We start from the raw sequence: 18,024 nt of genomic DNA, 5'->3' as shown, positions 1-18,024 counted from the left end.
GTTTCATGTGAAACATTTTTTATGCTAAATGAAATTTTTCTTCATCATACCCTATAAATATAACTAAAAATATAATCTTAATAATTGCCATTATTTTTTTCATAAAAGCCAACTCCTTTTATCAAAGCATGACTTAATTATAAATTAATAAGACTTTATCTCATATTTATCTTTCTTACATTTAGACTTCAATTATGTAATATACTAAAAATAAAATTGCTATAATTTTAAAAATATATTTACATGTTATATATAATAAATTTTATCCTTAAATCAAAACTCTTAATTATTCCTTAGAAATTAATAAGAGCAGTACTTAATCCGTACTGCTCTCTTCTATTTATTTTTAGGAATAGATACTGTAATCTCTATACTATCATCTAATTCTTTTAATTTATATTCAGCTGGTATATCAAATTTATTGAATACTTGTTTTATAGTATTAACATATAGTTTTCCTGGCATAACGCCTCTTCTTTTACTTTTTCTCTCTTCTGCTGCTTTTTCTAACAACTCAGAATTGATTAACTCCTCTGTTTTCTTAACATTAAGACCATTTTTTATTACTTTATCTAAAACTTTTAATTGCAACTCTTCGTTCGGTAAAGCTAATAATGCTCTAGCATGTCTTTCAGTTAAATTATTTTCTAAACATATTGCTCTAACTTTTGGGCTTAACTTTAACAATCTTAGCTTGTTAGCTATTGTAGATTGATTTTTCCCCATTCTCTTAGCTAATTCTTCCTGAGTGAACTTATGATCGTTAATTAAATTATAATAAGCTTCGGCAACCTCCATAAAGTTTAAGTCTTCTCTTTGTAGGTTTTCTAATAAAGCAATTTCAGCTGATTCTGTATCAGTAATTTCTATTATGTTACATGGAACATGACTTAATTCTGCAATTCTTGCAGCTCTCCATCTTCTTTCACCAGCAACTAGTTCGAATTTTTCGCCTCTTTTTCTTACCGTTATTGGTTGAATTATTCCATATTCCCTTATAGATGCAGATAATTCTTGTAAAGCCTCTTCATTAAAATATCTTCTTGGCTGATATGTATTTGGAAATATCTCATCTACATTTATATTTATTATCTGTTTACTCATTTCTCCCGCCCATCCCTTATATCTAATTACTCAACATTTTATCCCATATTTTAACATTTCTGTATTAATTAATCATTTCCTTCTTATATATGAGACTTTCGTAATACAAATTAAACTATATTAATCTATATTTCTACACAAATATACAATTTATTCTCTCTAAAGTTTAATTATGCCATAAATTTCAATAAAAATATATACTTTTATGCTATTTTATAGGTTTTTTATTAATTGTTCCTGCTTTTCTAGGATAGGTTTTTGGACATTTATTTACTTTTAATACTTCAACTATATTATGATTTAAGTCAGTCCCTTCGACCTCAACTTCTATAATATTCTTTAATTCTCCACCTAAAGTTTTAATTGCGTTAGCTCCATTTTCTAATTCTTCCTCTATAGATGGCCCTTTTAATGCAACAAAGTACCCATTTTTCTTTACAAAAGGCATACAGAACTCAGATAATACAGCCATATTAGCTACCGCTCTAGATGTAGCAACATCAAATTGCTCTCTTAATTCTGGATTTCTTGCTCCATCTTCAGCTCTTGAATGAATTGTTGTTACATTCTTTAAATCTAATTCTCTTACTACTGTATTTAAGAAATTGATTCTCTTATTAAGTGAATCTAATAAAGTAACTTTAGTCTCTGGACTTAATATTGCTATTGGAAGACCAGGGAAACCAGCCCCAGTTCCAACATCAATTAAAGTTTTTGCTTCTTTTATAGCATTTGATTTAAACGCTTTTATACAATCTATAAAATGCTTTTTTACAAATTCATTATCCTCAGTTATTGCTGTTAAATTTATTTTTTCATTCCATTCTTGAACAAGTCTCATATACTTAATGAACTTTTCATATTGTTCTTTAGTTAATTCTATTCCTACATCTTTTGCAGCTGTTGACATTAAATCAAAAAATTCCATTTTAGTCCTCCTGTTTTGCTCTTCTAGCTTGATTTTCTAAATATATTAATAATACTGATATATCTGCAGGAGAAACTCCTGAAATTCTTGATGCTTGCCCTATACTAATTGGTCTTATTGCACTTAATTTTTGAATTGCCTCTATTCTTAATCCTTTTACATCTGAATAATTTATATCTTCAGGCAATATCTTCTTTTCAAACTTTTTAAATTGATTTACTTGCTCTAACTGACTTGTTATATATCCTTCATATTTTGCAATAATATTTACTTGCTCACCAATATCATCAGTGTATTCTGGTCTTTCTGGATCTAACGGTGCTAAAACAAAATAATCAACTTCAGGTCTTTTTATAAGCTCATACATACTTATTGGCTTTTTAAGCTCAGCTGTATTAAGCGATACTAAAAATTCGTTATTTTCTCTCTTATTAGTTATTTGAAGATTTTTTAATCTTTCAACTTCACTTTCAATTTTAGCTTTTCTATCTAAGAATTTGTTATATCTTTCATCAGAAACTAATCCAACTTTTCTTCCAATCTCAGTTAATCTAAAATCTGCATTATCTTGTCTTAAAAGCAATCTATACTCTGCTCTAGAAGTCATCATTCTATAAGGCTCATTTGTACCTTTAGTAACTAAATCGTCTATTAAAACCCCAGCATATGCATCTGAACGTGTTAATATCATAGGGTCTTTTCCTTGAACCTTTAACGCTGCATTTATTCCGGCAACTAAACCTTGTGCTGCAGCCTCTTCATACCCTGAACTTCCATTTAATTGACCAGCTGAATAAAGACCTTCAATTTCTTTAAATTCTAATGTTGGCTTAAGTTCTGTTGAATCTATTGAATCATATTCTATAGCGTAAGCTGTTCTTAAAAATTCTACATTTTCTAATCCAGGTAATGTTCTATACATCTTAATTTGAACATCTTCTGGTAAAGATGATGACATCCCGCCAACATACATTTCAAGAGTATCTTCACCTTCAGGTTCAATGAATATTTGATGTCTGTTTTTATCTGGGAACTTCATAACCTTATCTTCTATAGATGGACAATATCTAGGCCCTACCCCTTCTATGCTACCATTGTACATAGGAGATCTATCTATATTTTCTTTTATTATATTGTGAGTTTCTTCATTAGTATAAGTTAACCAACAAGACATTTGATCTTTTTCAATCTTTTCATTCATAAATGAGAATGGTACTATTTTTTCATCCCCTGGTTGTTCTATCATTTTTGAAAAATCTACAGATCTTCTATTAATTCTAGCAGGAGTTCCTGTTTTAAATCTTCTAGTCTTAATACCTATTCTATTTAACGCAGCTGTTAATTCATTAGCTGCTGCTAATCCATTTGGTCCACTATTATAAGAAACATCTCCAATAATAATTCTTGCTCTTAAATATGTACCTGTTGTAAGTACAAGAGCCTTACATTTATAAAAAGCTCCATTCTTAGTTAATACCCCAACAACTTTTCCATCTTCAACTTCTATGTCTAAAACCTCTAATTGTCTTAATTCAAGGTTTTCTTGATTTTCTAAAGTTCTCTTCATTCTATCTTGATATTTTTTTCTATCAGCTTGCGCTCTAAGTGAGTGAACTGCTGGCCCTTTTGATGTGTTTAACATTCTTGATTGAATGAACGTCTCATCTATGTTAACACCCATTTCTCCACCTAAAGCGTCAACTTCTCTTACAAGGTGCCCTTTCGCAGTTCCACCTATATTAGGATTACAAGGCATTAAACCAACTGCATCTAGGTTTAAAGTACATACTAATGTTTTTAAACCCATTCTTGCTGAAGCAAGACCTGCTTCACATCCTGCATGCCCTGCTCCAACTACTATTACGTCATATTCTCCTGCACTATATCTCATCTTTACTTCCCTACTTTCCTACACAGAAATCACTAAATATCTTATTTACTAAATCTTCTTCTAACTCACTACCTGTAATCTCTCCTAAAGCTCTTAAAGCCGCTGTAACATAGATTGATATTAAATCTAAATACTCATTATTTTTAACTCTTACTAAAGCATTTTCAGCATTTTCTAAAGCTCTATATAAAGCTTGCTTATGACGTGAATTAGAAATTATTAAACTTTCCGCATCTATTTTTCCATTAAAGAATAAATCTTTTATAGTTTGCTTTAACTCATCTAATCCAATTTCTTCTTTTGCAGAAATTTTAATTACATTTTCAAAACTATCTAAGATATCCGATTCAATTTTCCACTCTAAATCAATTTTATTTAATATTAATATACATTTTTTATCTTTTACTGATTCAATTATATCCTTGTCTTCTTGATCTAATTCTCTTGAAGTATCTAATACTAATAATACTAAATCTGCTTCCTCAAGCTTCTCTTTAGATCTCTCTACTCCGATCTTTTCAACTATATCTTCTGTTTCTCTTATTCCTGCTGTATCTATTACCTTAACAGGAATACCATCTAAATTAATATATTCTTCAATAACATCTCTAGTTGTACCAGCAATATCTGTTACTATAGCTCTCTTCTCTCTTAAAAGAGCATTTAATAATGATGATTTACCAACGTTAGGTTTACCTACTATAGCAAGGCTTAAACCTTCTCTTATAAGCTTTCCTTCATCAGCACCTCTTAATAATGTACTCATTTCACTTATACTCTTCTCTAAGCTTTCTGCTACTTTAAGAGGTATACTAGGATCAACATCTTCATCATCTTCAGTAAAATCAACAGCAAACTCAACTAAAGCTAATATATTTAACATATACTCTCTTTGCTTATTAATTTGAGTTGATAAGTGTCCTGTACTTTGCATTAAAGCTGATTTCATAGCAAGATCAGTTTTAGCTTTTATAATATCCATAACAGCTTCTGCTTGAGATAAATCTATTCTACCATTTAAAAACGCTCTTTTAGTAAACTCTCCTGGTTCTGCTAATCTTGCCCCAGCCTTTATAACAGTCTCTAACACCTTATTAGTAGAAACAACTCCTCCGTGACAATTTATTTCTACTGTATCCTCTGCTGTAAAGCTTTTAGGCCCTTTCATAAAGCTAATAATAACTTCATCAATTAATTCTTTATTATCTATATCATAAATATGTCCGTATTTCATAGTGTAAGATTTCATAGTTTTAATATCTTGACCACTATGAGCTTTAAAAACTTTTGAGACAATATCTAAAGCTTTATCACCAGATACTCTTATTATTGCAATTCCGCCTTCACCTAATGCCGTTGCAATGGCACAAATTGTATCAAAATCCTTCATTTAATATCCTCCGCTTAATATAGTGACAAGTTAAAATGACAAATTATTTATCAAGCTAACTTCATAGTTTCTAAAAATTACATTTTTTTATAAATTAAGCTATAACTTACTTTAATAATTAATTTGTCACTTGTCATTTCTTATAATTATTATACCCTAATTTCAATAATATTCATTTTACAAGACTATTTTATATAAGTCAAAGTTATAGCCGTTAAGAATTAAAAGTTTCTATTTAAGAATAATAGATGAAATTTTCACGAAATTTGTGAAAAATAATATTAAAAACTGCATAGCAGCTTCGCCTTGTACTCATAACCATTGTCTATTAACTTAAAAAAGGATGCTGCACTTTTGCAACATCCTTTTTTTCTATCTTTTAAGACTAACAACTATTCTTCTAAAAGGTTCTTCTCCCTCGCTATATGTGTTTATATCATTATAGCTTTGTAAGGCTGAGTGAATAATTCTTCTTTCATATGGATTCATTGGTTCTAACTTATAAGGTCTACCAGTCTTTTTAACTTTATATGCTGTTTTTTGTGCTACTCTTTTCAAAGTTTCTTCTCTCTTACTTCTATAATTTTCAGTATCAAGCACAACTTTCTTATAAGGAACATCGTGATTTTTATTCACTACTAAAGAAACTAGATATTGTAACGAATCTAATGTTTCTCCTCTATATCCTATTACTAATCCCATCTTAGGCCCAGATAAGTTAATGAAGATAGTATCATTTTCTTCTCTAACTTCAATATCAGCTGTAACTCCCATAGAATTTAAAACATTTGTTAAGAAGTTTTTACCTTCTAAGGCTGGATCCCTTTTTACAGTAACTTTAATTTTAGCAGGCTTAGTTCCTATTAAATTAAATAGTCCCTTACTACCTTCTTCAAGTACTTCAAACTCAACCTTATCCTCTGTTAGATTTAATTCATGTAAAGCATTTTTTAAAGCCTCATCAACAGTTTTACCTGTCATTTCAATAATTTTCATACCCTATTCACCCGCCTAATAAGATTAAACTATTTTTTCTTTTTCTTTGTTGTTATTGTAGTTTTATTTGGTTTTGATGCTAAAGCAGCTGCTTCTTTAGCCTTTTTCTTTTTCATAGCTGGTAAGTAATTTAAGAAATAAGTTTGAACTAATTGAATTACTCCCCCTGCTATCCAATACATAACTAAGATTGGTTGGAAGTTAATTGACATGAATCCCATCATACCAGCCATCATTATGTTCATTGTGCTCATATTCATTCCGCCTTCTTCTGGAGTTGGCATTGATTTACTTAATAGTAAAGATGGAATATATGTGCTTAATGCAGCTAATATTGCTAATAGTATACCTGTCATATTAAATCCACTTGGTTGGAATACATTATTTATCCATAAGAATGATAAATCTGCACCTTGTGTTGGTGTAATACTATAAAATACACGATATAAAGCAAATAATATTGGTAATGGTAATAATGTTGGTAAACAACCGCCAAACATACTTACATTATTTTCTTTCATTAATTTAGAAGTTTCTAATTGTAACTTCTGTGGATCATTTTTATACTTAGCTTGAAGCTTTTTCATTTCCGGTTGAATCTCTTGCATTCTTGCATTCGATCTTGTTGACTTAATGTTTAACGGTAAAATTAATAATCTAATTATTACTGTAAAAATTAAAATTGCTAAAATATAAGAAAGACCTTCTCTTTCTGCTGGTACTCCTAAACTTACAATGAAGTTATGTAGTCCATTAAACATATTTACCATTGCGTTAACTATCGCATCCCACATTTTCTAATAACCTCCTCATTTAACTGGATCATATCCCCCATGTTTGTTAAAAGGATTACAACGTAAAATCCTCTTTATACTTAAATATCCACCTTTGGCCACCCCGTACTTTGTTATAGCCTCTTCTGCATACTGAGAACAGGTTGGTACAAAAATACAACAAGCTGGCCTTGTTGGAGAATAATATTTTCTATACAAATGAATTAACTTTAAAAGTAATCTCTTCATTTTAACGTAGTCCTGCCTTATTAAATAAGCTTATCATAGCATTTTCAACATCTTTAAATTTTTTATCCTTAATAGACGTTCTAGCAACAAATACAAAATCAAATCCTTGTTTCAAATTATCACAATTTAATCTATAGCTTTCGTATATTAATCTTTTGCTTCTGCTTCTAACAACACTATTCCCAACTTTCTTACTAACAGAAATCCCTACCTTATTATATAGGTCTCCATCCGATGACGAATTCTTTCTATTATTAAAAACATATAGAACTAGAAGATTGTTAGCGTAAGATTTACCTCTTCTGTAGACAAGTCTAAATTCTGCATTCTTTCTAATTTTATATATCATAGGTACAACAAAACTCCTTATTTTCCGCTATTTGCAGAAAAAAGGCCACTAAATGCGGCCCTTATGCTGTTAATTTTTTTCTTCCTTTTTGTCTTCTTCTCTTAAGAACTGTTCTACCAGAAGCAGTGCTCATTCTCTTTCTGAATCCATGTTCTTTTTTTCTTTGTCTCTTTTTTGGTTGGTAAGTCATGAACATTCAAATACACCCCCTTTGAGTGAAATTTTATATAGTAAAAACTTTTTACCACTTTAAAAATTTGAGATTTACTTAATATATTATATAGATTTCCCTTTTTACTGTCAATATGAATTAAATTCTAATAATATGTTAATAAAATTATTCACAGTTTATTTTTTGTGGATAACTTATTGATAATTTACATTTATGTGTGCTATTATAGAATTAAGTGTGAATAAGTTTGTGAATAACCCTACTTATCCACAGCTGTGGATTATTTTGTGTATAACTTGTTCATTTTTTCTGAATAACTACACGATACGTATATATTATTATCACATTTATCCTAATTATTCATTGTTAATATTGTTCATATTTACATATAACATACTTGTGGATAATTTTCTTGTTATATACTTATATACATAATTATCTACATGTTAATATTTTTTATCAAGTTATTAACATAATCCCTTTAGTGTTAATAACTATGTTATTATATTGTTAATAACTTTTTTAAAATTTATTTTTGGAGGAAACAAAATGGAGACTGAGTTAAAAGGATTATGGGAAAAAACATTAAATATAATAAAAAGTGAAATGTCTGAGGTCAGCTTTAATACATGGATTAAAAGTTGCGAACCTATATCTATTTCTTCAAACACTATCAAAATCAGTGTTCCTAATTCCTTCACTCAGGATATATTAGAGAAAAGATATAAAGATCTAGTTATTAATTCAATTGAAGCTGCATGCTCAAAACTATATAAAATTGAATTTTTAATTGCATCTGAAATTCAGGATATAGAGGAAGTTCCTGAAAAGAAAAAAGCTTCAAATAATAAAGACACTATGTCAGTTACAGTAAATGATGAAATGTCTAGCACATTAAACCCAAAATATACTTTCGCTTCTTTTGTCATTGGCAATAGTAATAGATTTGCTCATGCTGCATCATTAGCAGTTGCTGAATCTCCAGCTCAAGCATACAATCCTTTATTTATTTATGGAGGAGTTGGTCTTGGAAAAACTCACTTAATGCACGCAATAGGGCATTATATACTTCAAAATAACCCAAATGCAAAAGTTGTTTATGTATCATCAGAAAAATTTACAAATGAACTTATCAATGCAATTAAGGATGATAAAAATGAAGAATTCAGAAATAAATACAGAAATGTAGATGTACTTTTAATAGATGATATTCAATTTATTGCTGGTAAGGAAAGAACTCAAGAGGAATTCTTCCATACATTCAATACATTACATGAAGCGAATAAACAAATAATCCTATCATCTGATAGACCACCAAAAGAAATTCCTACATTAGAAGACAGATTAAGATCTAGATTCGAATGGGGACTAATAGCAGATATCCAAGCGCCAGATTTTGAAACGCGTATGGCTATCTTAAAGAAAAAAGCAGATGTAGAAAAGCTAGATGTTCCTAATGAAGTTATGGTATATATAGCTACAAAAATTAAATCTAATATTAGAGAATTAGAAGGAGCATTAATAAGAATAGTTGCTTATTCTTCATTAACTAATAGAGATATTACTGTAGATTTAGCAAGTGAAGCCTTAAAAGATATTATCTCTAATAAACAAAATAAGAATATAACTATAGACATAATACAAGATGTAGTCGCTGCTTATTTTAATCTTAGAGTAGAGGATTTAAAATCTCAAAGAAGAACAAGAAACGTTGCATATCCAAGACAAATTGCAATGTATTTAAGTAGAAAATTAACTGATATGTCTTTACCTAAAATAGGTGAAGAATTCGGAGGACGTGACCATACTACAGTTATTCATGCTTATGAGAAAATTTCTGAAAGCTTGAATAATGATGAAAGCCTACAACACACTATAAATGATATAACGAAGAAGCTAACTCAAAAATAACTAACAACTGTACATAATAAATAGTGAATAGGCTGTGGATAAAATCTTAGTACACTTTTGTATGTTAACAATGTGGATAACGTAGTGAAATTTTTAATTACTTATCCACAGTATTTTTTTTATAAAATTTATTGAAAAATCAGGGGTTGAAGTACTTATCCACATATCAACAGCCCCTACTACTATTATTATTATATAAATTTTATATTTATCTATATATTTATTTATAAATGCTTGTGAATAACTAAGGAGGTATATTATGAACATCATCTGTTCTAAACAAAAATTACAGGAAGGTATTTCTATAGTAACTAAAGCTATAACAGGAAAAACTACTATGCCTGTATTAGAAGGTATTTACATAGAAGCTACTAAAACTGGTTTAACACTTATTGGATCTGATATGGATGTAAGTATAGAAACTAAAGTTGAAGCTGATGTTTTACAAGAAGGAAAAATAGTAATAGATGCTAAGATTTTTTCTGAAATTATAAGAAAATTACCTAATTCAGATGTAAAAATAGAGGTAGTTGAAAATGATAGAATACAAATAGCATGTGAAAAATCTTTATTTAATGTTGTATTTATGAACCAAGCTGATTATCCAGCATTACCAACAATCAATGAAGATATAACAGTTGAAGTTCCTCAAAATATATTAAAAAATATGATTAAAGGAACATCATTTGCTATTGCTCAAGATGAAGCTAGACCAATATTACAAGGTATACTTTTCGAAGTTAAAGATAAACATCTTAATTTAGTAGCCTTAGATGGTTACAGATTAGCAGTAAGAACTGAATTATTAAATATTGATGATAGTATCGAAGTAGTTATTCCAGGTAAAACATTTAACGAAGTTGCTAAAATACTTGAAGATAACAATGATATAGTACAAATAACATTTACTAATAATCATATATTATTTAACTTAAATAATACTAAGATAATTTCAAGATTATTAGATGGTAAATTTGTTAATTATGCATCTTTATTACCACCTGAATATAAACTACTTGTTAATGTTAATAAACAAGAATTCCAAAATGGGTTAGAAAGAGCATCTTTAATGGCTAAGGATGGAAATAGTAATTTAATAAAATTAGATATTCAAGATGAGAGTGTTATAATTAGTTCTAATTCTCAATTGGGAAAAGTTAGGGAAGAAGTTGCGATAAATCTGCAAGGTGAAGGAATAGAAATTGCATTTAATTCAAGATATATCCTAGATGTATTAAAGACTATGGAAGATGAAAATGTAATTTTAGAAATGTCATCAGCAGTTAGTCCATGTGTTATTAGAGGAAGTGAAACTAATAATGCTAAATATTTAGTCTTACCAGTTAGACTAGTTAGATAGGAGGAACCTGTATAAACTATGCATATTAATACAGGGAAATGGAAATGGTAGAAGTTAAAATTAATACAGAATTTATAAAATTAGATTCGTTTTTAAAGTTTTGTGGGGCAGCATCATTAGGATCAGAGGCTAAAATGTATATTTTAGACGAATTAGTTTCTGTTAATGGAGAAATATGCACGCAAAGAGGAAAAAAATTATATGTAGGTGACGTAGTAGAGTTTAATGGAGAAGCCTATAAAGTGGTCTAATTATCAATAAATTCCCATTTTATCACTTTTATAGCTCTAATATGTTATAATTATGGGTGTTTAAAAATGTTTATAAAAAAATTACAAATGCTTAATTATAGAAATTATGAAGCTTTAAATATAGATTTAGGACCAAACGTGAATGTTTTTATGGGAGATAACGCTCAAGGCAAAACTAATATCCTCGAGGGGATTTATTATTGCGCTTTTGCAAAATCTCATAGAACATCTAGAGATAAAGAATTAATCAATTGGAAGTCTGAAAATGCCTTTTTAAGCGTAACTGTAGGCAGAGAGAGATTAGATAAAAGAATAGATATAAGTATCCTTAAAGATGGGAAAAAGGCTATAAGGATAAATAAAATAAAGATAAACAAAATTGGAGAACTATTTGGTAACTTTAATGTTGTTATGTTCTCGCCGGAGGATTTAAAGATAATTAAAGATTCGCCAGGAGTTAGAAGAAAATTTATAGATATGGAGTTATGTCAACTAGATTCTAAATATTATTATAATTTAGTTCAGTATAACAAAGTTCTTAATGAGAGAAACACTGTATTAAAAAATAGATCTATAAACAAAGATATTTTAGATATATATGATATGCAATTGGTTGAATTTGGATATAATATAGTTATGCAGAGAATTAATTATATAAATAAATTAAACCAATATTCAAAACAGATACACAATGATATAACATCTGGTAAAGAAAATATAGAATTTAAATATGTAAGTACTATTAAAAATCTAGAAAATATCAAAGAAAGCTTTTATTCTCAGCTTGAGAAAAATAGAAGTAAGGATATCGATAAAGGGCTTACATCAGTTGGACCTCATAGAGATGATTTTATGGTTTTCATAAATGAGATTGATACTAAAAGCTATGGTTCACAGGGGCAGCAAAGAACTGCTGTATTAACTATAAAATTTTCATCTTTAAAAATAATTAAAGAATTAACAGGTGAATATCCGGTTTTATTACTTGATGATGTACTATCTGAGCTAGATTTTAGTAGAAAGAGATATATTTTAAGTACCATTGGGGAAATTCAAACCATAATTACTTGCACGGGGATAGAAGACTTGTATGAATACTTAGATGATAAATCTAAAGTTTTTAAAGTAAAGGATGGTGCAATCCTAAACTAGGAGGAGGAACTATTATGTTTTTACATTTAGGAGAAAACGTAGTTGTACCAATAAAAGATGTGATTGGTATTTTTGATATTGAGACATCTATGTATAGTTCAGATACAATATCTTTTTTAAGAATGGCTGAAGAAGATGGATTTGTTGAAAGAATCACAAAGGAAGCGCCAAAGTCGTTTGTGATTGCAGAAGTTAATAAAATGAGTAAGGTATATTTATCACCTATATCATCTTCTACTTTAACAAAGAGAACAAATATTGATTATAATACTTAAGTCCAATATTTAGCCTTCACACGTAATAAAAATTAGTATTTTAGGAGGAATTTATGTTGGAAGAAAATAAACAAAGCTATGATGAAAGTCAGATACAGGTCTTAGAAGGGTTAGAAGCCGTTAGAAAAAGACCTGGTATGTACATAGGAAGTACTAGTTCTAGAGGTCTTCATCATTTAGTATACGAAATAGTAGATAACAGTATTGATGAAGCTCTAGCAGGTTTTTGTAAGAATATCGAAGTAATTATAAACGAAGATAATTCAATAACTGTAATTGATGATGGTAGAGGTATGCCAGTTGGAATACATCCAAAGATGGGTAAATCTACAGTAGAAGTTATTATGACAGTACTACATGCCGGCGGTAAGTTCGGAGGCGGAGGATACAAGGTGTCTGGTGGTCTTCACGGTGTTGGTGCTTCTGTAGTTAATGCATTATCTGAGTATTGTGAAGTTACTGTTACAAGAGAAGGTAAGGTATGGCAACAAAAATATTCTAGAGGTAATGTTTTATGTGAAGTAACAGAAATTGCTGAGGCAGATGAATCTTTACATGGAACAAAGGTTACTTTTAAGCCAGACCATGAAATCTTTGAAGAAACAGAATATGACTTTGATATATTAGCACATAGATTAAGAGAGTTAGCATTCTTAAATAAAGGAATAGCTATAACATTAATAGATAAAAGAGAAAACGGGCAAGAGGAATCATATCACTATGAAGGTGGTATTAAAGAATTTGTTTCGTACTTAAACAGAAATAAAGAAGTATTACATCCAGAACCTATTTATGTTGAAGGTGAAAAAGATGGTATTATTGCAGAAATATCACTTCAATACAATGATGGATATAATGAAAATCTTTATTCTTTTGCCAATAACATAGATACAATTGAAGGTGGAACTCACCTTTCAGGATTTAAGACTGCGTTAACTAGAGCTATAAATGATTACGCAAAAAGATTTGGACATATAAAAGAAAATGATAAGAACCTTTCTGGTGATGATGCTAGAGAAGGCCTTACAGCTGTTATTTCTGTAAAAATATCTGAACCTCAATTTGAAGGACAGACAAAGACGAAACTTGGTAACTCTGAAGTTAGAGGAGTAGTTGATTCTATAGTTGGAGAAGGTGTAAGTACATTCTTAGAAGAAAATCCAGCAGTAGGTAAAATTATAATAGATAAAGCTTTAATGGCTGCAAGAGCAAGAGATGCAGCAAGAAAGGCTAGAGAACTTACTAGAAAATCAGTACTTGAAAGATCTACGCTTCCAGGTAAACTAGCAGATTGTTCATCTAAAGATCCTGCAGAGTGTGAAATCTATATAGTCGAAGGGGATTCAGCGGGAGGATCTGCAAAACAAGGTAGAAATAGAAAGTTCCAAGCTATATTACCTTTAAGAGGTAAAATACTAAACGTTGAAAAACAAAGATTAGATAGAATTCTTAATTCAGACACTATAAGAGCTATGATTACTGCTTTTGGTGCTGGAATAGGAAAAGACTTCGATGAAGAAAAACTAAGATATAATAGAATAATAATCATGACCGATGCCGATGTTGATGGTGCTCATATAAGAACTCTATTATTAACATTCTTCTTTAGATATATGAGACCTCTTATAGACGGTGGACACGTATATATTGCTCAACCACCACTTTATAAAGTTAGTAAGGGTAAGAGAGAAGAATATGCTTATTCCGATGAAGAACTAGATAAAATACTAGAAGAGTTTGGTGGAAAAGATAGTTCTATTAATATCCAAAGATACAAAGGTCTTGGAGAAATGAACGCTTCTCAATTATGGGATACAACTATGGACCCAGAACATAGAATACTTTTAAAGGCTACTATTGAGGATGCAATTGCAGCTGATGAAATATTTACTATCTTAATGGGAGACAAAGTTGAGCCAAGAAGAGATTTCATACAAAAGAATGCGAAGAAAGTAAGCAATTTAGATATTTAGTACTTGTTTTTTAGTACTATTATGAGGTGAGTACATGAACTTAAACGAGGGAAAATTTATACATGTAGATATAAATAAAGAAATGAAAAAGTGCTACATCGATTACGCAATGAGCGTAATCGTTGGTCGTGCACTTCCAGATGTAAGAGATGGACTTAAGCCAGTGCATAGAAGAATTCTTTATGCAATGCAAGAACTAGGATTAGAACCAAACAAAGGTTACAGAAAATGTGCCAGAATAGTTGGGGAAGTTTTAGGTAAGTACCATCCACATGGTGATTCATCTGTATATGATGCATTAGTAAGAATGGCTCAAGATTTCTCAATGAGATACATGCTTGTAGACGGACACGGAAACTTTGGTTCTGTAGATGGAGATAGTGCAGCGGCAATGAGATATACAGAAGCAAAGATGAATAAAATCGCAGTAGAAATGCTTAGAGATATTAATAAGAATACTGTAGATTTTATGCCAAACTTTGATGGTGAAGAACAAGAACCAGTAGTATTACCTTCAAGATATCCAAACCTTTTAGTTAATGGATCATCAGGTATAGCTGTTGGTATGGCAACAAATATTCCTCCTCATAATTTAGGAGAAATAATTGATGGAACAGTAATGCTAATAGATAATCCAGAATCTACAGGATTGGAACTTATGACTTGTATCAAAGGACCTGACTTCCCAACTGGTGGAATAATAATGGGTAAAGCAGGTATAAGAGCAGCTTATGAAACTGGTAAAGGTAAAATAGTTGTAAGAGCTAAGACTGACATTGAAGAGGAAAATGGAAGACACAGAATAGTAGTTACTGAAATTCCTTATCAAGTTAACAAAGCAAAGCTAATAGAAAATATTGCTGATTTAGTTAAGGATAAAAAGATAGTTGGAATATCTGACTTAAGAGATGAATCTGATAGAGAAGGTATGAGAATAGTTATAGAATTAAAGAGAGATGCAAATCCAAGTGTAGTTCTAAACCTATTATTCAAACATACTAAAATGCAAGATACTTTTGGGGTAATAATGTTAGCATTAGTTAATAATGAACCTCAAGTATTAAATTTAAAGCAAATATTAAGCAATTATATAGAATTCCAAAAAGAAGTTGTAACAAGAAGAACTGTATTTGAACTTGAAAAAGCACAAGCGAGAGCACACATTCTTGAAGGTTTAAGAATTGCTTTAGATAATATTGATGAAGTTATAAGCATAATTAGAGGATCAAAAACTGGTGAAATAGCTAAAAATACTTTAATCGAAAGATTTGGATTATCAGAAAAGCAAGCTTTAGCAATCTTAGAAATGAGATTAAGAAGATTAACTGGTTTAGAAAGAGATAAGATAGAAGAAGAGTATGCTGAGCTAATGAAGCTTATAGATTACTTAAATTCAATCCTTGCTAGTGAAGAAAAATTATTAGGTGTAATTAAGGATGAATTATTAGAAATTAAGGCTAGATATAGTGATGAAAGAAGAACTCAAATAGAAAAAGTAGTTAACGATATTGATATCGAAGACTTAATTCAAGAAGAGGAAACAGTTATTACTTTAACTCACTCTGGATATATTAAGAGAATATCAGCTGATACTTATTCAGCTCAAAGAAGAGGGGGAAGAGGAATACAAGCAATGTCTACTAAAGAAGATGACTTTGTAGAGCATGTACTTGTTACATCAACTCACTCAGATGTATTATTCTTTACTAATAGAGGTAGAGTGTATAAGAAGAGAGCATATGAGATACCTGATGCTGGAAGAACAGCTAAGGGTATAAACATAATAAATCTTATACAAATTGAGCAAGATGAAAGAATTGAAACTGTATTAACTGTAAGAGATAATATAGTGGATGGATATCTATTCATGGCTACTAAGAAAGGTCTTGTTAAGAAGACTCCATTATCTGAATTTAAGAATTTAAGAAAAAGTGGACTTATAGCTATTAACTTAAGAGAAGGAGATGAACTTCTTAAGGTTAAGGTAACAAGAGGAGATGCAGATATAATAATTGTTTCTCAAGATGGTAATGCAATTAAGTTTAATGAAACAGATGTAAGACCAATGGGAAGAACTGCATCAGGTGTTAAGTCTATGAATTTAAGAGATGAAGATGTGGCAGTTTGTATGGATATAGCTTCTGATGAAGAAGAATTACTAGTAATAAGTGAAAATGGATATGGTAAGAGAACTCCATTAACAGAATATAAGAGACAAAATAGAGGTGGAGTTGGACTTATAACTTATAAGATAAGCGATAAAACTGGTAAAGTAGTTGGAGCAACTGTATGTAAAGAAGAAGATGAATTAATGCTTATAAATACAAGTGGTGTTGCTATAAGAATTAATGTATCAGATATATCAATAACAAGTAGAGCTACAATGGGTGTTAGATTAATGAGAACTGGTGAAGAAGAATCAATAGTTGCTATTGCTAAAATTTCTAATACTGGTGAAGAAGAAAAAGATGAGCAACTTACTATAGATAATATAGCAGGTAATGAAGTTGCTGTAGAAGTAAAAGATAATAGTTTAGATAGATTATTAGAAGAAGCTGAAAAAGAAGAATAAAATATAGATTAAAATGGAATCCTATAAAATATGGGGTTCCATTTTTATTAAAAAACAAAAATCCTATAAATGATTTAAGATAAAAAAACGTACATATATAACTAAATAGGTGAATTTCTTAGGAAATAAGGTAGATATAAGGGCAGAATTATAATAATAATGATAAAAAAGATAATACTCTTATCCTGGTGTATCAATAATAGAAAAATAGAGAAAAATAAAGAAAATAGAAGTAATATTATTATAATTTTATAAAATGAACGTAAATAAACAAAATAAAGAGTATATCAGATGGTAAGATAAATCTCGTCGCTGATGCCGAAGAAACGAAAACACAAAAACAAAGTGTTGACAGTAAATCGGATAAGTGATAAGATAAATCTCGTCGCTGAGGTAACGATGTGAAAAAAACTTTGAAAAAAGTTGTTGACATAAAGTTAAGTAAGTGATAAGATAAGAAAGTCGCTTGAAGCGATAACAAATATGGTCTTTGAAAATTGAACAGAATATAGTTAAAATAAATCCAGCAATTCTTTTGAGAGTTTTTAAATTATTAAAGACTCAAAGTAATTTGAGCAACAGATTAAACTTTTTATTGAGAGTTTGATCCTGGCTCAGGACGAACGCTGGCGGCATGCCTAACACATGCAAGTCGAGCGAGTTGATCCCTTCGGGGTG

At 29.8% G+C, this 18,024-nt stretch carries 16 protein-coding genes and 1 rRNA gene; 8 read left to right on the top strand and 9 right to left on the bottom strand.

Going from position 1 to position 18,024, the window contains the following annotated elements; all coding sequences use genetic code 11:
- Positions 1 to 336: 336 nt before the first annotated feature.
- From noc to rpmH, 9 genes are all read right to left on the bottom strand, one after another.
- Positions 337 to 1,104, bottom strand: coding sequence for a nucleoid occlusion protein (noc, locus tag LQE93_RS13125; protein WP_055266798.1), 768 nt, complete (start codon positions 1,102 to 1,104; stop codon positions 337 to 339).
- A 208-nt stretch (positions 1,105 to 1,312) separates the two neighbouring features.
- Positions 1,313 to 2,032 carry a 16S rRNA (guanine(527)-N(7))-methyltransferase RsmG gene (gene rsmG, locus LQE93_RS13120; RefSeq protein WP_055266800.1) on the bottom strand — a complete coding sequence of 240 codons (720 nt, stop codon included), beginning with the start codon at positions 2,030 to 2,032 and terminating at the stop codon, positions 1,313 to 1,315.
- A gap of 1 nt (position 2,033) precedes the next feature.
- Complete coding sequence (gene mnmG, locus LQE93_RS13115) at positions 2,034 to 3,923, bottom strand: tRNA uridine-5-carboxymethylaminomethyl(34) synthesis enzyme MnmG (protein ID WP_186838404.1); 1,890 nt, start codon at positions 3,921 to 3,923, stop codon at positions 2,034 to 2,036.
- A 10-nt stretch (positions 3,924 to 3,933) separates the two neighbouring features.
- Positions 3,934 to 5,313 carry a tRNA uridine-5-carboxymethylaminomethyl(34) synthesis GTPase MnmE gene (gene mnmE, locus LQE93_RS13110; protein WP_186838405.1) on the bottom strand — a complete coding sequence of 460 codons (1,380 nt, stop codon included), beginning with the start codon at positions 5,311 to 5,313 and terminating at the stop codon, positions 3,934 to 3,936.
- A gap of 372 nt (positions 5,314 to 5,685) precedes the next feature.
- On the bottom strand, positions 5,686 to 6,309 hold the full coding sequence (jag, locus tag LQE93_RS13105; protein ID WP_055266806.1) for an RNA-binding cell elongation regulator Jag/EloR: 624 nt from the start codon (positions 6,307 to 6,309) through the stop codon (positions 5,686 to 5,688).
- A 29-nt stretch (positions 6,310 to 6,338) separates the two neighbouring features.
- A complete protein-coding gene (yidC, locus tag LQE93_RS13100) occupies positions 6,339 to 7,103 on the bottom strand; it encodes a membrane protein insertase YidC (RefSeq protein ID WP_055266808.1) in 765 nt (254 codons plus the stop codon).
- Between the two features lie 15 nt (positions 7,104 to 7,118).
- Complete coding sequence (gene yidD / locus LQE93_RS13095; RefSeq protein WP_055266810.1) at positions 7,119 to 7,331, bottom strand: membrane protein insertion efficiency factor YidD; 213 nt, start codon at positions 7,329 to 7,331, stop codon at positions 7,119 to 7,121.
- A gap of 1 nt (position 7,332) precedes the next feature.
- The gene (rnpA, locus tag LQE93_RS13090; RefSeq protein ID WP_231073971.1) at positions 7,333 to 7,680 is read right to left on the bottom strand and encodes a ribonuclease P protein component; all 348 of its coding nucleotides are present in this window, start codon (positions 7,678 to 7,680) and stop codon (positions 7,333 to 7,335) included.
- Positions 7,681 to 7,741: 61 nt separating this feature from the next.
- Positions 7,742 to 7,876: a 50S ribosomal protein L34 gene (gene rpmH, locus LQE93_RS13085; RefSeq protein ID WP_032116814.1), complete on the bottom strand. Its 135-nt coding sequence runs from the start codon at positions 7,874 to 7,876 to the stop codon at positions 7,742 to 7,744.
- 525 nt (positions 7,877 to 8,401) lie between these two features.
- Here rpmH and dnaA point away from each other — a divergent pair.
- From dnaA to LQE93_RS13045, 8 genes are all read left to right on the top strand, one after another.
- Positions 8,402 to 9,763 carry a chromosomal replication initiator protein DnaA gene (gene dnaA / locus LQE93_RS13080; RefSeq protein WP_055266814.1) on the top strand — a complete coding sequence of 454 codons (1,362 nt, stop codon included), beginning with the start codon at positions 8,402 to 8,404 and terminating at the stop codon, positions 9,761 to 9,763.
- Between the two features lie 259 nt (positions 9,764 to 10,022).
- The gene (gene dnaN / locus LQE93_RS13075; RefSeq protein WP_055266816.1) at positions 10,023 to 11,123 is read left to right on the top strand and encodes a DNA polymerase III subunit beta; all 1,101 of its coding nucleotides are present in this window, start codon (positions 10,023 to 10,025) and stop codon (positions 11,121 to 11,123) included.
- A 44-nt stretch (positions 11,124 to 11,167) separates the two neighbouring features.
- Complete coding sequence (locus LQE93_RS13070; RefSeq protein ID WP_055266828.1) at positions 11,168 to 11,374, top strand: RNA-binding S4 domain-containing protein; 207 nt, start codon at positions 11,168 to 11,170, stop codon at positions 11,372 to 11,374.
- Positions 11,375 to 11,440: 66 nt separating this feature from the next.
- Positions 11,441 to 12,526, top strand: coding sequence for a DNA replication/repair protein RecF (gene recF / locus LQE93_RS13065; RefSeq protein WP_231073970.1), 1,086 nt, complete (start codon positions 11,441 to 11,443; stop codon positions 12,524 to 12,526).
- Between the two features lie 14 nt (positions 12,527 to 12,540).
- Complete coding sequence (remB, locus tag LQE93_RS13060) at positions 12,541 to 12,801, top strand: extracellular matrix regulator RemB (protein ID WP_055266820.1); 261 nt, start codon at positions 12,541 to 12,543, stop codon at positions 12,799 to 12,801.
- A 53-nt stretch (positions 12,802 to 12,854) separates the two neighbouring features.
- A complete protein-coding gene (gene gyrB, locus LQE93_RS13055; RefSeq protein ID WP_172675767.1) occupies positions 12,855 to 14,774 on the top strand; it encodes a DNA topoisomerase (ATP-hydrolyzing) subunit B in 1,920 nt (639 codons plus the stop codon).
- A 34-nt stretch (positions 14,775 to 14,808) separates the two neighbouring features.
- Complete coding sequence (gene gyrA / locus LQE93_RS13050) at positions 14,809 to 17,346, top strand: DNA gyrase subunit A (protein ID WP_055266822.1); 2,538 nt, start codon at positions 14,809 to 14,811, stop codon at positions 17,344 to 17,346.
- Between the two features lie 591 nt (positions 17,347 to 17,937).
- Positions 17,938 to 18,024 (top strand): 16S ribosomal RNA (locus LQE93_RS13045); the annotation flags it as partial.

This window comes from Clostridium sp. NSJ-145, assembly GCF_021044725.1.
GTDB lineage: Bacteria > Bacillota > Clostridia > Clostridiales > Clostridiaceae > Clostridium > Clostridium disporicum_B.
This window is presented reverse-complemented; position numbering and strand designations above follow the sequence as displayed.